The 16,464-nt window shown below is 69.5% G+C and carries 12 protein-coding genes and 1 riboswitch; of the genes, 5 read left to right on the top strand and 7 right to left on the bottom strand.

Annotated elements, in window-relative coordinates:
• Position 1 precedes the first annotated feature (1 nt).
• Positions 2–3,151: a PE family protein gene (locus ACNQS7_RS04690; protein ID WP_418011637.1), complete on the bottom strand. Its 3,150-nt coding sequence runs from the start codon at positions 3,149–3,151 to the stop codon at positions 2–4.
• Positions 3,152–3,329: 178 nt separating this feature from the next.
• Positions 3,330–3,509, top strand: a riboswitch (cobalamin riboswitch).
• Between the two features lie 110 nt (positions 3,510–3,619).
• On the opposite strand from ACNQS7_RS04690, the gene ACNQS7_RS04685 reads away from it, so the two are divergent.
• The 3 genes from ACNQS7_RS04685 to ACNQS7_RS04675 all read left to right on the top strand — a co-directional run bounded on the left by ACNQS7_RS04685 (position 3,620) and on the right by ACNQS7_RS04675 (position 8,647).
• On the top strand, positions 3,620–5,308 hold the full coding sequence (locus ACNQS7_RS04685; RefSeq protein WP_418011636.1) for a PPE domain-containing protein: 1,689 nt from the start codon (positions 3,620–3,622) through the stop codon (positions 5,306–5,308).
• A gap of 164 nt (positions 5,309–5,472) precedes the next feature.
• Complete coding sequence (locus tag ACNQS7_RS04680; protein WP_418011635.1) at positions 5,473–8,460, top strand: acyl-CoA synthetase; 2,988 nt, start codon at positions 5,473–5,475, stop codon at positions 8,458–8,460.
• The gene (locus ACNQS7_RS04675; RefSeq protein WP_418011634.1) at positions 8,453–8,647 is read left to right on the top strand and encodes a Trm112 family protein; all 195 of its coding nucleotides are present in this window, start codon (positions 8,453–8,455) and stop codon (positions 8,645–8,647) included. The genes ACNQS7_RS04680 and ACNQS7_RS04675 overlap by 8 nt, the downstream gene beginning before the upstream one ends.
• Here the strand turns inward: ACNQS7_RS04675 and ACNQS7_RS04670 are convergent.
• Genes ACNQS7_RS04670 through ACNQS7_RS04660 form a run of 3 tightly spaced genes read right to left on the bottom strand, consistent with a single transcriptional unit; the run spans position 8,637 to position 10,751 of the window.
• Complete coding sequence (locus ACNQS7_RS04670; RefSeq protein WP_418011633.1) at positions 8,637–9,245, bottom strand: TetR family transcriptional regulator; 609 nt, start codon at positions 9,243–9,245, stop codon at positions 8,637–8,639. The genes ACNQS7_RS04675 and ACNQS7_RS04670 overlap by 11 nt on opposite strands.
• Before the next feature lies 1 nt (position 9,246).
• Positions 9,247–9,996 carry an ABC transporter permease gene (locus ACNQS7_RS04665; protein ID WP_418015879.1) on the bottom strand — a complete coding sequence of 250 codons (750 nt, stop codon included), beginning with the start codon at positions 9,994–9,996 and terminating at the stop codon, positions 9,247–9,249.
• 2 nt (positions 9,997–9,998) lie between these two features.
• Positions 9,999–10,751, bottom strand: a complete 753-nt coding sequence (locus tag ACNQS7_RS04660; protein WP_418011632.1) for an ABC transporter ATP-binding protein — start codon at positions 10,749–10,751, stop codon at positions 9,999–10,001.
• 57 nt (positions 10,752–10,808) lie between these two features.
• Here ACNQS7_RS04660 and ACNQS7_RS04655 point away from each other — a divergent pair, with 57 nt between their 5' ends.
• Positions 10,809–11,420 carry a DNA-3-methyladenine glycosylase gene (locus tag ACNQS7_RS04655; protein ID WP_418011631.1) on the top strand — a complete coding sequence of 204 codons (612 nt, stop codon included), beginning with the start codon at positions 10,809–10,811 and terminating at the stop codon, positions 11,418–11,420.
• Here ACNQS7_RS04655 and ACNQS7_RS04650 read toward each other — a convergent pair.
• Positions 11,417–12,295, bottom strand: a complete 879-nt coding sequence (locus tag ACNQS7_RS04650) for a bile acid:sodium symporter family protein (RefSeq protein WP_418011630.1) — start codon at positions 12,293–12,295, stop codon at positions 11,417–11,419. The two genes, ACNQS7_RS04655 and ACNQS7_RS04650, sit on opposite strands and share 4 nt — an antisense overlap.
• Before the next feature lie 106 nt (positions 12,296–12,401).
• Between ACNQS7_RS04650 and tyrS the strand changes: the two genes are divergently transcribed.
• Positions 12,402–13,682 carry a tyrosine--tRNA ligase gene (gene tyrS, locus ACNQS7_RS04645; protein WP_418011629.1) on the top strand — a complete coding sequence of 427 codons (1,281 nt, stop codon included), beginning with the start codon at positions 12,402–12,404 and terminating at the stop codon, positions 13,680–13,682.
• Here the strand turns inward: tyrS and ACNQS7_RS04640 are convergent.
• Positions 13,679–15,118, bottom strand: a complete 1,440-nt coding sequence (locus ACNQS7_RS04640; protein WP_418011628.1) for a TfuA-like protein — start codon at positions 15,116–15,118, stop codon at positions 13,679–13,681. The genes tyrS and ACNQS7_RS04640 overlap by 4 nt on opposite strands.
• On the bottom strand, positions 15,115–16,365 hold the full coding sequence (locus tag ACNQS7_RS04635; protein WP_418011627.1) for a YcaO-like family protein: 1,251 nt from the start codon (positions 16,363–16,365) through the stop codon (positions 15,115–15,117). The genes ACNQS7_RS04640 and ACNQS7_RS04635 overlap by 4 nt, the downstream gene beginning before the upstream one ends.
• Between the last annotated feature and the right edge of the window lie 99 nt (positions 16,366–16,464).

The following is a 16,464-nucleotide window of genomic DNA, read 5'->3' as shown; positions in this document are numbered from 1 at the left end:
GTCACAGTTTTCCGGTGGTACCGGGAAGTCCTCCGGGTATACCGCCGGCCCCGGCAATGGCATTGGCCAGAATAGCTGCGAACGCGTCGCCGCCATTGCCGCCAGAGCCGCCGGTTGCGCCGTCGGTGCCGCCGTCGCCGCCGTTGCCGCCGGTAGAAGTTCCGGTTCCGTAGTTGTAGGCGGTGCCGCCGATTCCGCCATCACCACCGGTAGCGGTGCCGGTGGCGTTGCCGCCCCGGCCGCCGAAGCCGCCGGTGGCGCTGGCGGCCGAGGCGCTGTTCTCGATTTCCGCGGAACCACCCCACCCGCCGTCGCCGCCGTAACCGGTGGTGCCGGTGCCGCCCACCCCTCCGGTGCCGGCGATAGCGTTTCCGGTTCCAGCGGTGAACGCATAGCCGCCGCTGCCGCCTTCCCCGCCGTTGGCGCCACTACCGCCGGACCCGGCATCGCCGCCGGTGGCCGTGGCCGCAGAGGTGCTGTTCCGGACCCACCCGGCGCCGCCGCTGCCGCCAATGCCGCCGGTGCCGCCGGCGCCACCGGTGCCGTTCACGCCGTCGCTACCGATGGCGTCTCCGGTTCCGTAGTTGAACGCGTTACCGCCGCGGCCACCGGGGCCGCCGCTAAAGCCGGTGCCGCCGGCTCCGGGGGTGCCGCCGATGGCATCTCCGGAGCCGTAGTTGACCGCGTGACCGCCCCACCCGCCCGCGCCGCCGGTGCCGCTTGTGGTGCTGCCGCCGGCGCCGCCGAGACCGCCGACGGCGTCAGCGTTCGAGGTGGCGCTGTCGATGTAGGCGCGGCCGCCGTCACCGCCGTTGCCGCCGTCACCGGATGTCCCGTCGCCGCCCGCCCCGCCGGCGCCGGGGGCAAGGTGTCCGGTTCCCTGCGTGAGCGCCTCCCCGCCGTGCCCGCCGTCGCCGCCGGTGGTGCCGTCGCCACCGGACCCGCCGTTGCCGCCGGTGGCGGTGCCTGACGCGACGCTGACGCTGTCACCGCCGGCACCGCCGGCACCACCGGCACCGCCGTTGCCATTGCTGCCGTTCGCACCGTTGGCGCCGTGGGCCTGTCCGGTTCGCATGACGATCGCGTCGCCACCGGCGCCGCCCGCGCCCCCGTTGTAGCCGGCGCCGCCCGCCCCGGGGGCGCCACCAATGGCGTCTCCGGTCCCGGAGGTTTCCGCGAAGCCGCCCCGGCCCCCATACCCACCGGTGCCGGTACCACCGGTGGCGTCACCGCCGGCTCCACCGTGGGCGCCGACAGCGGTGACCGTCGAGGCGCTGTTATCGATCTGCGCACCACCGCCGGTGCCACCGCCGCCACCGTGACCGGTGGTGCCGGTTCCGCCGTCTCCGCCGGTGCCGGGGCTGACGTGGCCGATTCCTCGCGTGAACGCATTAGCACCGTTGCCGCCACGACCGCCGGTGCCGCCATCGCCGCCGGCTCCACCGTTGCCGCCGGTGGCAGTGCCGGTAGAGGCGCTGTCATAGATGTTCGCGTAACCGGCGTCGCCACCGGACCCGCCGGTGCCATCGGCGGCGGCCCCGCCGGCCCCGCCGGCGCCGCCGGTGACATTTCCGGTTCCGTAGTTCTCCGCAATGCCACCGGTGCCCCCGGCCCCGCCGGTGCCGCCGGTGCCGCCGGTGCCGCCGCTGCCGCCATGACCACCGACGCTTGCGGCACCGGTGGCGTTGCCGCCGCGACCGCCCGTGCCGCCCGTGCCGCCGATGTCGCCGGCGATGCCGTCGCTGCCGGCGCCACCGCCGCCACCCATTCCGCCGACCCCGCCGCTGCCCGCCACCATGCCGCTACCCGGCGATCCTGCGTCGCCGCCGTGGCCGCCCGCGCCGCCACCGGGGGCGACAGTTCCGCCACCGCCGGTGTCGGCGCCACCGGCGCCGCCCTCACCCCCGGCGCCACCGTCCCCGGCCCTGCCGCCGGTTCCGCTCACGCTGGCGCCGCCGGTGCCGCCGTGGCCGCCGTGCCCACCGATATAGCCATCGCTGCCCGAGGCGCCGGCATCACCGGCGCCACCGGCGCCGCCCGTGCCGCCGGTGCCGCCGGTGCCCGCGCTACCGGCTTGCCCAGCGGCCCCGAATAGACCTCCCGCGGCACCGGCGGCACCGGCTGTACCGGCGGTACCGCCCATGCCGCCGTCACCTCCGGTCCCGCCGTCCACACCGAAGCCGACGCCGCTGCCACCGTGACCGCCAAGGCCACCGGCGCCGCCCACGCCGCCGGCTCCACCGTTGCCGGCGGTGCCGCCCAGCCATGCCTTGTTGGCGCCGCCGGCCCCGCCGACCCCACCAAGCCCGCCCTGCCCACCGGTCGTGCCGATACCGCCGGCAGATCCGTCCGCGCCGGCATCCCCGGCGCCGCCGGCGCCACCGGCCCCGCCGGCCCCGCCATGGCCCCACAGCGACAACAGCTGACTGTTAGCGCCGCCGACACCGCCGGCCCCGCCGTTACCGCCGGCCCCGCCCGCGACGCCGACTCCGCCTGCCCCGCCCGCCCCGCCGACCCCGCCGGTAGCGCCGCCGAACGGTCCTAACCCGCCGCCGATCAGACCGTTAGCGCCGCCGGCGCCGCCGTTACCGCCGTTACCGCCGGCAACGCCGGTCCCCCCGGCGCCACCATTACCGCCGCGGCCCCAGAAGGCTGCCGACCCGCCAGCGCCGCCGTTGCCGCCGGGCGCACCCGACCCGCCATTGCCGCCGTTGCCCCACAGCCATCCGCCCTCACCGCCGTTTTGCCCGGTGCCCGGCGCCCCGTCGGCGCCGTTGCCGAACAGTGGACGGCCGGTCAACGCCTGGCTGGGAGCGTTGATCAGCCCAAACAGGTCATCAGCTATCGACTGGGCCGAAAGCGGCATTGCGTTGGCGGCTTCGGCGGCCGCATAAGCGGCCGCACCGGACTCCAACGTTCGCACCAAGTCAGCGTGAAACACCGCCGCTTGCGCGCCGAGCGCCTGATAATCCTGGGCGTAGCCGCCGAACAGCGCCGCAATCGCCGCCGACACCTCATCCTGGGCAGCGGCCAATACCCCGGTGGTTCGGGCGGCCGCCGCTGCATGTGCCTCGTTCAGCGACGATCCGATACTCCCCAAATCCGTTGCCGCCGCTGAGAACATCTCGGGGAATGCGACCAAATACGACATCGTTGTTCTCCCACCCGATCGAGGTCTTGGGTGAATACGCTCGTGCAACCGCGCCGTCGACCCTAGGGACTTTCGCCCTCATTTGCCCCGCCAGCGGGCCTCAACCGGTGGCGCGGCAGCAGGCGATGCGGCCGGAGTCGCGCACTGAGGCTGACGGTCTTCGTCGGCTACCACTCGGACGGCCGGAATGCGACAATGCACCGGTAAGGCAATGACGATGCAGGAAGCCGGTGCGAAACCGGCGCGGTCCCGCCACTGTAATCGGGGAGCGACCCTCATACGCCACGGCGATTAGCTGGAAGGCGAGGCGAGCGGCGATCCGAGAGCCAGGATACTCGCGTCATCGCGTCCTGCGACCCGGGGCGGTGTACCCCGAGAGAGCGATCGTCGCCCGATGTTTACTCGGCTTCTTTTTTGTGATTTCTCAACGCTGACAACGCTTTCCCTCTCCATCCCAGCGGTCGTCCGGTGACCGCCCCGATCTGGATGGCCACGCCCCCGGAGGTGCATTCGGCGCTGCTCAGCAGCGGACCCGGTGCGGGGCCACTACTGGCCGCCGCAGCCGCGTGGAGTTCGCTGAGCACCTCCTACACCCAGACGGCGCAGGACCTGACCGGGGTGCTGGCGGCCGTGCAGGCCGGTGACTGGAGCGGCCCGACGGCACACGCCTATGTGGCGGCACACCTGCCGTATCTGGCGTGGCTCGCCCAAGCGGCGACCAACAGCGCCGCTCAGGCCGTTCGGCAGGAAACCGCGGCCGCCGCCTGGACCACCGCACTGGCCACCATGCCGACACTGGCGGAACTGGCTGCCAACCACGCCACGCACGCGGGGCTGGTGGCGACCAATTTCTTTGGCATCAACACGATTCCGATCGCGCTCAACGAGGCCGACTACGCGCGGATGTGGATCCAGGCCGCCACCGTGATGACCACCTATCAGGGCATAGCCGACGCGGCGGTGGACACCGCGCCGCAGACCAGCGCCGCGCCGGAGATCGTCAACACCGGCGCGCTGGCGGCCGCCGACGATCTGCCGCCGGACCGGCAGAACGACTTCTATCAGTGGCTGACCGACATCGGCTACATCGACTTCTACGACGACTACATTCAGCCGCTGATCGACGCGTTGTCCAACCTGCCGTTCTTCCAAGCTCTCTTCTCGGGATTCGATCCCTACCTGGTCATCCTCGGCAATCCGCTGACGTACTTCAGCCCGTTCAACGTCGCATTCGCCCTGGGTTACCCGATGGATATCGGCACGTACGTGCTGTTCTTGTCGCAGATGTTCTCATTCGTGGCGCTGGATCTCACCGCGGCGTTCGCCTCGGGCAATCCCACGACGATCGGTTTCACCATCCTGTTCGTCACGGTGGAGATCATCGGCACGGTCATCACCGACACCATCGCGCTGCTCAAGACGCTGCTCGAGCAGACCATCGTGCTGCTCGCGGTGGTGGTGCCGCTGCTGACCGCGCCGTTGGTGCCACTGGCGGCGGGCGCGGTGCTGGCGCCGATCGGAATCAAAGGCCTGGTCGCGCTCGCTGCCGCCGTGCCGGCACCACCCGCCGCGCCGCCGGTCACTCCACCGTTGGCGGCCCTGGCGCCGACGGTGCCGACCTCCACCTCGTCACCCGCGCCCGCCCCGGCCGAGGCCACGGTCTCGGCTCCGGCGCCGGGAGTTCCTCCGCCGACCGCGGCACCACCGACGTTCACCGGTACCGGTGTCGGTCTGGGTCTGGGGGCCGGCATGGAGAACTTCGGCTATGTGGTGGGCGACCTGGGCTCGGTAGCCCGCAAGGCAGCGGGTGCGGGCAGCCGCAAGAAGGCGCCGGACCCGGACAGCGCCGACGAGCCTGCGGCCGCCGCGGCGCCCCCGGAACCGGCGGGCGCCCCGAAACGCCGGCGGGCGAAGGTGGCCCAGCTCGGCCGGGGGTACGAGTACATGGACCTGGAGCCCGACGTGTCGGCTTCGGAGAAGGGCGCGGCGTCGGGCGTCAGGGGAGCAGGTTTCCCCGGGACGGTGTCGCAGCGCAGCGCCGCGGCGACAGGTCTGACGGCGCTGGCCGACGACGAGTTCGGCGGCGGCCCGCGGGTTCCTATGTTGCCGGGCACCTGGGACGGGGAATGCGGCGCCGGATCGACGCGGAACCGGTGACGGACAGACGTGAAACCCGATGTCACTCATAGCTGCTCGACCCGCCCGGGTCGACGGCGCTGACCGCCGCCGCGCGTAAACGCAGTGACCCAGACCACACGCCATCCCCGATGTGCCATGATGTCCTCGCTGGTCAAGGCCGACGTCAGGAGCATTGAGGAGCAGTGGTGGATCTCAATTTTTCGATGGTCACGCGGCCGGTCGAGCGGCTGGTAGCCACCGCTCAGAACGGTCTGGAAGTGCTCCGGCTGGGTGGCCTGGAGACGGGCAGCATCCCGTCGCCGTCCCAGGTCGTCGAGAGCGTGCCGATGTACAAGCTGCGCCGCTACTTCCCACCGGACAACCGGCCCGGGCAGCCGCCGGTCGGCCCGCCGGTGCTGATGGTGCACCCGATGATGATGTCGGCCGACATGTGGGATGTGACCCGGCAGGACGGTGCCGTGGGCATCCTGCACGCCAGCGGGCTGGACCCCTGGGTCATCGACTTCGGGTCACCCGACAAGGTCGAGGGCGGCATGCGGCGCACCCTGGCCGACCACATCGTCGCGCTGGATCAGGCCATCGACACCGTGAAGGACACCGCCGGCCAGGACGTGCACCTGGTCGGGTACTCCCAGGGCGGCATGTGGTGCTACCAGGTCGCGGCGTATCGGCGGTCGAGAAACCTGGCCAGCATCGTGGCGTTCGGTTCCCCTGTCGACACCCTGGCCGCACTGCCGATGGGCATTCCGGCGAACATCGCGCCCGGCGTCGCCGACTTCATGGCCGACCATGTGTTCAACCGCCTCAACATCCCAAGTTGGATGGCGCGCACCGGTTTCCAGATGATGGACCCGATCAAGACGGCTCAGGCGCGCATCGACTTCGTCCGCCAGCTGCATGACCGCGAGGCGTTGTTGCCGCGGGAACAGCAGCGCAGGTTCCTTGAACGCGAGGGATGGATCGCCTGGTCCGGCCCGGCGATCTCGGAGCTGCTCAAGCAGTTCATCGCCCACAACCGCATGATGACCGGCGGATTCGCGATCAACGGTCAGATGGTGACGTTGACCGACATCACCTGTCCGATCCTGGCTTTCGTCGGCGAGGTCGACGATATCGGCCAACCCGCCTCGGTCCGCGGCATCCGGCGCGCCGCACCGAACACCGAGGTGTACGAATGCCTGATCCGCACAGGCCATTTCGGCCTGGTGGTGGGATCCCGTGCCGCTTTGCAGAGCTGGCCCACCGTCGCCGAGTGGGTGCGCTGGATCTCCAGCAACGGCGACAAGCCGGCCAGCATCAGCCTCATGGTCGAGCAACCCGAGGAACACAACGACAGCGGCGTGGCTTTCAGCTCCCGCATCGCGCACGGCCTCGGTGAAGTCTCCGAGGCGGCGCTGGCGCTGGCGCGCGGTGCGGCCGACGCCGTCGTCGCGGCCAACCGCTCCATGCGCACCCTGGCCGTGGAGACCGTTCGCACCCTGCCCCGGCTGGCGCGACTGGGACAGCTCAACGACCACACCCGAATCTCGTTGGGCCGCATCATCGATGAGCAGGCCCACGACGCCCCGCAGGGCGAATTCCTGTTGTTCGACGGTCGCGTGCACACCTACGAAGCGGTCAACAAGCGCATCAACAACGTCGTCCGCGGCCTGATCGAGGTCGGGGTGCGCCAGGGCGACCGGGTGGGTGTCCTAATGGCCACCCGGCCCAGCGCGCTGGTCGCGATCGCCGCGCTGTCCAGGCTGGGCGGCGTGGCCGTGCTGATGCGCGAGGACGCCGACCTGGCCGCGCAGGTCCGGCTCGGGGCGGTCAGCGAGATCCTGACCGACCCGACCAACCTCGAAGCGGCACGCCAACTTCCGGGCCAGATTCTGGTGCTGGGTGGCGGCGAGTCGCGTGATCTGCACCTGCCCGACGACGCGGACGTCATCGACATGGAGCAGATCGACCCCGACGCGGTGCAACTGCCCGCCTGGTACCGCGCCAACCCCGGATTCGCGCGCGACCTGGCCTTCATCGCGTTCAACGCCGCCGGCGGCGAACTGGTCGCCAAGCAGATCACCAACTTCCGGTGGGCCCTGTCGGCGTTCGGTACCGCCTCGACGGCCGCGCTGGACCGCAAGGACACCGTGTACTGCCTCACACCGCTGCACCACGAGTCCGCGCTACTGGTCAGCCTGGGCGGGGCGGTGGTCGGCGGCACCCGCATCGCGCTGTCCCGTGGGCTGCGCCCGGACCGGTTCGTCGCCGAGATCCGTCAGTATGGCGTCACGGTGGTGTCCTACACGTGGGCCATGCTGCGCGACGTGGTCGACGACCCGGAGTTCGGGTTGCACGGCAACCATCCGGTGCGGTTGTTCATCGGTTCGGGCATGCCGACCGGGCTGTGGGAGCGGGTCGTCGACGCCTTCGCGCCCGCGCACGTCGTCGAGTTCTTCGCCACCACCGACGGCCAGGCCGTCCTGGCCAACGTCTCGGGTGCCAAGGTCGGCAGCAAGGGCCGGCCGCTGCCCGGCGCCGGCCGGGTCGAACTCGGCGCGTACGACCCGGAGAACGACCTGATCCTGGAGAATGACGACGGCTTCGTGCAGGTGGCCGCCACCAACCAGATCGGCGTGCTGCTCGCGCAGTCGCGCGGGCCGATCGACCCCACCGCATCGGTCAAGCGCGGGGTGTTCGCTCCCGCCGACACCTGGATCTCCACCGAGTACCTGTTCCGCCGTGACGAGGACGGCGACTTCTGGCTGGCCGGCCGGCGCGGCGCGGTGATCCGCACGGTGCGGGGCATGGTGTACGCCGAGCTTGTCGTCGACGCGCTGGGCCTGATCAGCGCTGTCGATCTGGCGGTGACCTACGGGGTGTCGGCCGGTGATCGGCAGTTGGCGGTGGCCGCGGTGACGCTGCGGCCAGGCGCGACGATCACCGCGGCCGACCTCACCGAGGCCATCGAGGGCATGCCGGTCGGACTCGGCCCCGACATCGTGCACGTGGTGCCTAAGATGTTGCTCAGTGCGACCTTCCGGCCCACCGTCAGTGCCCTGCGGGCGGCCGGGATCCCGAAATCCGGGCGTCAGGCATGGTACTTCGACGCCGCCACCAACGAATTCCGCAAGCTGACCCCGGCGGCACGCGCCGAGCTCAGCGGAAAGCAAGTAAATGCCGATGCTTGACGACACCCTGCTGAACATCCTGGTGTGCCCGGCCGATCGCGGCCCGTTGCAGCTGGTGAATGAGGGCCGGGAGCTCTACAACCCGAGGCTGCGCCGCGCCTACCGCATCGACGACGGCATCCCGGTGCTGCTGGTCGACGAGGCCCGCGACGTTGACGACGAGGAACACGCCCGGCTTACGGCGTGAGGCCCTCCGGCAGATCCCCGGTGAGGTAGCGCTGCAGGTTCGGCGCGATGGTCGCCACGATCTGCTCGGTGGGCAGTGACGCGAACGGCTCCACCTTGATGATGTAGCGCGCCATCACCACGCCCATCAGCTGTGAGGCGACGAACTGGGTGCGCAGCTTGCCCGTCCCCGGTGGATCGTCGACCCGCGACCCCACCGCGCCGCCGACGATCTCCTGCAGAAACGAACGCGCCAGGCCCACATCGTCGCCCGAGATCAGCGAGCGCAGCGTGGCGATCAGCCCGGCGCCCAGTTCGGAGTCCCACAGCGGCAGCAACAGCGACGGCAGCTTGCACCCCAACTCCTCGACCGGGACTTCCATTAGCGGCCCGATCACCTGCATCGGGTCGACCGGAATGTGGATCGCAGCGGCGAACAGCTGTTCCTTGGTCCCGAAGTAGTGGTGCACCAGGGCGGAATCGACGCCGGCTTCCCTGGCTACCGCCCGGATCGAGGTACGGTCGAAACCATTGACCGCGAACAACTCTCGGGCGCTGGACAGGATGCGGTCCCGGCTGTCGGAGTTTCCGGCGGGCCGTCCCGGACGCCGGCCTGCCACGCTAGGGCGTCCTCCGGCGCAGCGTCACGGCGGCCAGGCACAGGGACGCCAGGGCGAAGCTCAGCACGACAACCATGTCACGCACCGTAACGGCCGTCAGCCCGGTGTGCGCACCCACCTGCTGTAGAGCCTCGAGCGCATAGCTGGCCGGCATGGCGTCGCTGACCCAGTGCAACCAATCGGGCATCGCGCTGCGCGGCACGATCACACCCGCCAGCAGCAACTGCGGGACCATGACCAGCGGTATGAACTGCACGGCCTGGAACTCGGTGCGCGCGAAGGCGCTGAACAGCAGCCCCAGGCCCACGCCCAGAATCGCGTTGATCACGGCGATCACAAAGACCCACAACGGGCTTCCTTCGGTGTGAAAGCCCAGGAACCAGAACGAAACGAGACAGGCCACCACGGCCTGGGCCGCGGCGGCAACCGAGAATGCGGTGCCGTAGGCCATCAGCAGATCGAGCCGCCGCAGGGGGGTGGTGAGGATGCGTTCCAGCGTCCCGGAAGCGCGTTCGCGTTGCATCGTGATCGAGGTGATGATGAACATGACGAACAGCGGGAAAAGGCCCAGCAGGATCAGGCAGGTGTTGTTGAACGGCGTCGGCATGCCCGGTCGGTGCGGAGCGTTCTGAAACATGAAGTACATCAACGTGATCACCACGACGGGCACCACCAGGATCATCGCCACGCTGCGGTGGTCGGCAGCCAGTTGGCGCAGGATTCGCGCCGTGGTGGCGGTGTAGCCCTTGATGCCTAGCCGGCTCGGCGCTCTGTGCTGCGCCGGATGATGGACAGAAACGCTTCCTCCAGTGACGTGCACGACGTGTCCTCTCGTAGTTGGGTCGGGGTCGTGTGGGCGACCAGGCGGCCTTCGCGCATCAGCAACAGATCGCCGCAGTGATCGGCCTCGTCCATCACGTGACTGGAGACCAGCAGTGTGGTGCCAGTCCGCGCCAGTTCGTTGAATTGAGACCAAAGATCAACGCGGAGAACGGGATCCAGCCCCACGGTAGGTTCGTCGAGGACCAGCAGTTCGGGGCCGCAGACCAGCGCGCAGGCCAGGGACACCCGGGTGCGCTGTCCGCCGGACAAGTTGCCGCAGTAGGCGGTCCGGTGATCGGTCAGGCCGACACGCTCGATGGCGTTGTCGGCGGCGTCCGCGTCATAGCCGTACAGGCTGGCGAAATAGCGCACGTTGTCGACGACCCGCAGGTCGTGGTAGATGGTCGGGTCCTGTGGCACGTAGCCGACCCGTCGGCGCAGCGCGGCCGAGCCGGCCCGGTGCCCGAGCACGGTGACGGTGCCGGCGGTCACGATCTGGGTGCCGACGATGCTGCGCATCAGCGTGGTCTTGCCGCATCCGGATGGTCCCAGCAGGCCGGTGATGCTGCCCCGGCCGATCTGCACGGAGAAGTCATGCAGCGCAGTTCGTTTGCCGCGGTTGACCCGCAGGTGTTCGATGCTGACGGCCGGACCCGTTAATTCATCATGCGATGAAGTCATCATGTGATGAATATCCGCCCTTTGTCCGGCGGTTGTCAAGAGCCGGGCAGAATCGGTTCGGTGAGCGCTACCGAACTACTGGTGGATCCGGTCGGGGCCGCCCACCGGCTACTCGGTGCCACGCTGCGGGCCAGGGGGGTGACGGCGCTGGTCGTCGAGGTAGAGGCATACGGCGGAATCCCGGACGGACCCTGGCCGGACGCCGCGGCACACTCCTACCGGGGCATCCGAGACCGCAACGCCGTCATGTTCGGTCCACCCGGGCGGCTCTACACCTACCGCAGCCACGGCATCCACGTCTGCGCCAATGTCGCGTGCGGACCGGACGGCACCGCCGCCGCGGTCCTGTTGCGGGCTTGCGCGATCGAGGATGGTGCCGACGTGGCGCGGGCCCGGCGCGGGGCGGCGGTACGCGGCAGCGCGCTGGCCCGCGGTCCGGGAAACCTGTGCGCGGCACTGGGAATCACCATGGACGACAACGGGATCGACCTGTTCGACCCGCGCGGCCCGGTGACGTTGCAACTCAGCGCACCGCTGACGGCGACCGCGGGTCCCCGGGTGGGGGTCAGCCAGGCCGCGGACCGGCCGTGGCGGCTGTGGCTCGCCGGCCGGCCGGAGGTGTCGGCCTACCGGCGAAGCCCGCGGGCGCCGGCGCCGGGCGCCAGCGACTAGGTCTCGCGTCGGGCAGCGCCTCGATACGCGGGATCGAGCCGGCGCACGACGAACAGGAACGTCAGCGCCACCAACGGCGCAAGAACACCGTAAACGGCCGGCGGTGTCGCCATTTCGGCATTGTTGAGCAGTTGCGGACTCATGGCGATGCCGATCGCCACCACGGCATTGTGCAAGCCGATCTCCAGGCTCACCGCGATGGCCTGGCGCGGCGCCAGGCGCATCCAGCGGGGCGCGAGGTATCCGACCGTCAGACTGATCGCGCAGAACGCGACGACGGCCGCGCTGAGCACACCGACATTCTTCGTCAGCGTCGCGCGGCCGCCGGCGATTCCCGCCGCCAGGGCGACCACCAGCAGCACCGCCGCGGCGATCCGGACCGGCTTGTGCAGTCGCCCGGCGAGATCGGGGAAACGGTGCCGGATGCCTACACCGATGGCTGTGGGGATCAGCACGACCGCGAACACCCCGAGGAACTTGTCGAACTGCAGCGGGATGAAGCGTCCGTCACCGAGGAACCACGTCATCGACAACGCCAGGATCGCGGGTATCGCGAAGATCGACAGCACGGCGTTGACCGCGGTGAGGGTGAGGTTCAGGGCCAGGTCCCCGTCGGCCAGATGGCTCAGGACATTCGCCAACGTCCCGCCCGGCGTGGCGGCCATCAGCATCAGCCCGACCGCCAGGTTGGGCTGCAGATCGAGAACCTCGGCGACCAGCAGGCACAGCAGCGGGAGCAGGACGGATTGGCACAGCAGCGCCACCAGCAGCGGGCGGCGCAGGGTGGCGGCCCGTTTGAAGTCCGCCACGGTGAGCGTCAGGCCCAGGGCGAGCATGATCGCCACCACGACCAACGGGAAGAAGCGGTTATCCATAACCCTCCGCAAACTACCCGATGGCCGTTGCCGGGCAACCGGCTGGAATCAGCCTGAACGCATCCGGCGCGCACCGGCCCGCTACCGCCCTGGAAGGATCGCAGCCATGGGTAACGAGTCGTCCGGGATTCTCGACGAGTTGGGCTGGCGTGGACTGATCGCGCAGTCCACCGACCTCGACGCGCTGGCCGCCGAGGCGCAGCGCGGACCGATGACCGTGTACGCCGGATTCGACCCGACGGCGGCGAGCCTGCACGCCGGGCACCTGGTGCCGCTACTGGCATTGCGTCGATTCCAGCGCGCCGGGCACCGGCCGATCGTGCTGGCGGGTGGGGCCACCGGCATGATCGGCGATCCGCGTGAGGTGGGCGAGCGCAGTCTGCAGGAGGCCGACACGGTCGCCGAATGGGCCGAGCGGATCCGTGGGCAGCTGGAGCGCTTCGTCGACTTCGACGATTCACCGACCGGCGCGATCGTCGAGAACAACCTGGAATGGACCAGTGAGCTGTCGGCCATCGAATTCCTGCGCGACATCGGCAAGCACTTCTCGGTGAACGTGATGCTCGATCGCGACACCGTGCGGCGTCGGCTGGAGGGGGAGGGCATCTCCTACACCGAGTTCAGCTACATGCTGTTGCAGGCCAACGACTTCGTCGAACTGCGTCGCCGGCACGGCTGCTCACTGCAGATCGGCGGGTCGGATCAGTGGGGCAACATCATCGCCGGGGTCCGCCTGGTACGCCAAAAACTGGGTGCCGCAGTGCATGCGCTCACGGTGCCGCTGGTGACGTCCGCCGACGGTAAGAAATTCGGCAAGTCCACCGGTGGCGGCAGCCTGTGGCTGGACCCGCAGATGACCAGCCCGTACGCGTGGTACCAGTACTTCGTCAACACCGCGGACGCGGACGTCATCCGCTACCTGCGCTGGTTCACGTTTCTGTCGGCCGATGAACTCGCCGAATTGGAACAGGCGACCGCGGAGCGCCCCCAACAGCGCGCCGCGCAACGCCGGCTCGCCGCCGAACTCACCACGCTCGTCCACGGCGAGGCAGCCACCGAGGCCGTGCAGCACGCCAGTCGGGCGTTGTTCGGGCAGGGGGAGCTGGACCGGCTGGACGAGGCCACCTTGTCGTCGGCGTTGCGCGAGACGGCGGTGGCGGAGCTGAAACCCGGAGAGCCGGACGGGATAGTCGACCTATTGGTGGCCAGCGGCCTGTCCGAGAGCCGCAAAGCCGCGCGGCGCACCATCGGCGAGGGTGGGGTGTCGGTCAACAACATTCGCGTCAGCAGCGAGGAATGGTCGCCGCGGCCAACGGATTTCCTGCACGGGCGGTGGCTGGTGCTGCGCCGCGGGAAGCGGAACGTCGCGGGCGTGGAGAAGGTCTAGCCCCCCAGAATGCCGACCTGAATCGAGGGCAGCTGGTCGTCTGCGGCCGCCACCGCGAACAGGCTGGCGGCGTTGTAGAACGCGTCGTTGGTCATCAGGCCGCGTTGCGCGATTTCGATGTGGTCTACCTCGGTGCCCCAGCGCATCCCGAACAAGCGCTTCAGCTGCGTGGGGTCGGGCCGTCGCAGGTTCAGATTCGGCTTCTGCCGGGCCAAGTCGTCGCGACGGGCCAACGCGTGCGCGGCCATCGTGCGCCACTCGGGCAGCCGGGGATCCGCGCGCAGCAGTTCCAGGAAGTGTTGGATCGCCGGCAGCGACCGGGTGAAGAACAGGGTGCGGGTGGTCAACCGTGCCGAAACCGAGATGGGGTCGTCGACGAACCGTCGGCGTTCCTCGTCGGTAAGCCAGTGGGCACGAACGTCTTCGGGAAATCCCGAGGCATCGATGATTCCCGAGGCCATCGCGTAGTGGTGGGCGACGGTCTCCAGCGCGCGCTCGTTTTCGCCCTCGCCGAGGCTGTCGATGGCCCGTGATGCGCGGTCGCGGACGCTGCCCTGGTCGCCGGGATGCGTCAGGTTCCAGTACCAGGCAGCCACCTGTTCCAGGGCCGGGCGGTAGGCCCAGCGGTCGGTGGCGCACACGCTCAGCAGCGAAAGCACGTCGACATCAAGGATGTCGACGACGTCCCTGCTCCCGGGCGTCACTTCAACGGGTGTGGGCGGCGCCCACCGTTGCCGCCAACGCTCCGACCACACCGTCGGGGGCGGACTGGGACGCACTGCGACGTTTCTGGGGCCGCGGATGACTTCCCGCAGTGCCAGTACCGCGTCGGCGTGCTTGACGTCGATCCGCATCCCCTTCAATTGCCTGGCCAGCGCGGGGCTTTCCGGCGCTCCCGAGGATTCGAGCAGCCGATTCCAGGTGCGCTGGGTGAAGGGTGTGCGGCGGGCAATCTCGATGAGCTGTTCGGCCGTCGCCGGCGGCAGGACACCGGATTTGACTGCGTGGGAAACCGTTTGGCGGATGTTGACCAGGGCGTCCACAAAGACCGGGTACCCGTCCTCGGGATCGCCGTGCACCATGCCGACTTCATCGTCGGCGTCGATGATGCCGTCGCGGTAGCCCTCGAAGACCCACCCGTAACCCTCCATGCCGAACGGATGCAGCTCCGCGGCGCGCAGCGCACCCATGCTCGATGAGCCGACCACGCGCACTCCGTCGTCCATCAGGGTCAGTAGTTCCTTGTGCCGGACCGACGCGCTCTGAAAGAACAGGCCGTCGACGATGAGCAGCGTGTCGCCGGAACGCAACCCGTAGCGCAGCGCGTCGCCGAACGAAATCGGCGGCACCACTTCGGCATGCGGGATCACCGCGTGAATGTCTTCGGCGCCGATGGTGGGCCCCGCGGTCACGACGATGCGAGCGTCGGCGGTCATGCGTGCTCCTGCAGCGGGGTGCGCAAGGGCGATTGCACCGTCGCGGACATACCGGGCGCGATCACCTTGACGACGGGTACGCAGGCATCGGGAGAGTCGCACACCACCGCAAGTGGCTCGGCGCCGGCCACCGCCGCGACGGCCGTCGCCGCCGTGGCGAGCAGTTCCGCGAGCGAGTCGGTGCTCGAGATGTGCCAGGGCGTGGGCTCGGCTTCGGGCATCGGCTGCATGGACTTTCGGGCAGGCGCGAAAGTGTGCACCCGGGCGAATCTCTGGTAGATCGCCGAGGGCAGATCCTCGCGGGCTCCGCTGATCGCGGTCAGGCGCGACTGCGCGGCTTCGGTAATGGCCCGGGACAGAGCGACATTGGGATCGTGGTGCAGTCCGCTGCCGCTGAACGGGATCTCCATCATGGGTGAGGTGATCTCGGCGGCGAAACAGTAGAAGTCGTCCCAGACGTCCATCCGGGCCACCTGAAGTTCGCTTCCCGCGCGGTGGATCATGTCGACCAGTTCCGCGCACTCCGAGCGCATGACGTCCTCGATCGGCACCTCGAACAGTGTTATCCCCGGCTGAGCGGCGGCCATGCCGTACCGCTCCATGATCTCGTAGAGGCCGTGCAGGGTGGCCTCGTGGTAGCTGTTCCCTGACGCCAATCCTGTTGTGTCCATGCCGAAGATCGGTGGGCCCCAGGAGTCGTTGACCGAGATGTTCACCACGGTGGCCAGCCACGGCACCCAGGTTCGGCGGCCGGTCAGCAGGGTCGTCGCCACCATCCAGTCGAGCTTGGCGCCCGGGTGATAGAAACTGCCTGCCGGCCGGTTGAGGTCAGCCGGGTCATAGGTCAGAGCGTCGGTGAGTTCCGTTGTGGGCGTTGATAATAGGTCGGGCTCGATATTCTCGACGTGCCAGTTCTCCAGGGATTCCATAGCGGCGGACACCTGAGCGGCCCGGTAGGTGGTGGCCTTACCCTGGCTCACCGACAGCGTCAGCGACGCGGGGCGCACCGCTTGCACGGTCGGAATTCCGAGGTCGTCGAGCCAGGTGAGATCGGCGACCCGGGTGATGCCGGCGGCGGTCAGCAGCGGCTGGATGGCCGCCCATGTCCGGTCCGGGGAGATGATGCGGTGGGTACCCGCGTGGTGGCCGATCTTGAGCGGGTCGGCGTGGCCCAATACCCGTGCGGGCCAATATGACCAATCTGGGCCACTGGCCGGTGCGGTGCCGCGGCCGGGCGTTTCCGACATGGGCTTCACGCTACTGAGTAAGGGCATCAATGGAGTGCATTCGGTCGGGTTCGACAGGAAAAATCCAGCGGGATCTCATCGCGCGGGGAGGGGGGAGGG

This window comes from Mycobacterium sp. 23 (genome assembly GCF_048287075.1).
Taxonomy (GTDB): Bacteria; Actinomycetota; Actinomycetes; order Mycobacteriales; family Mycobacteriaceae; genus Mycobacterium; species Mycobacterium gordonae_B.
This window is presented reverse-complemented; position numbering and strand designations above follow the sequence as displayed.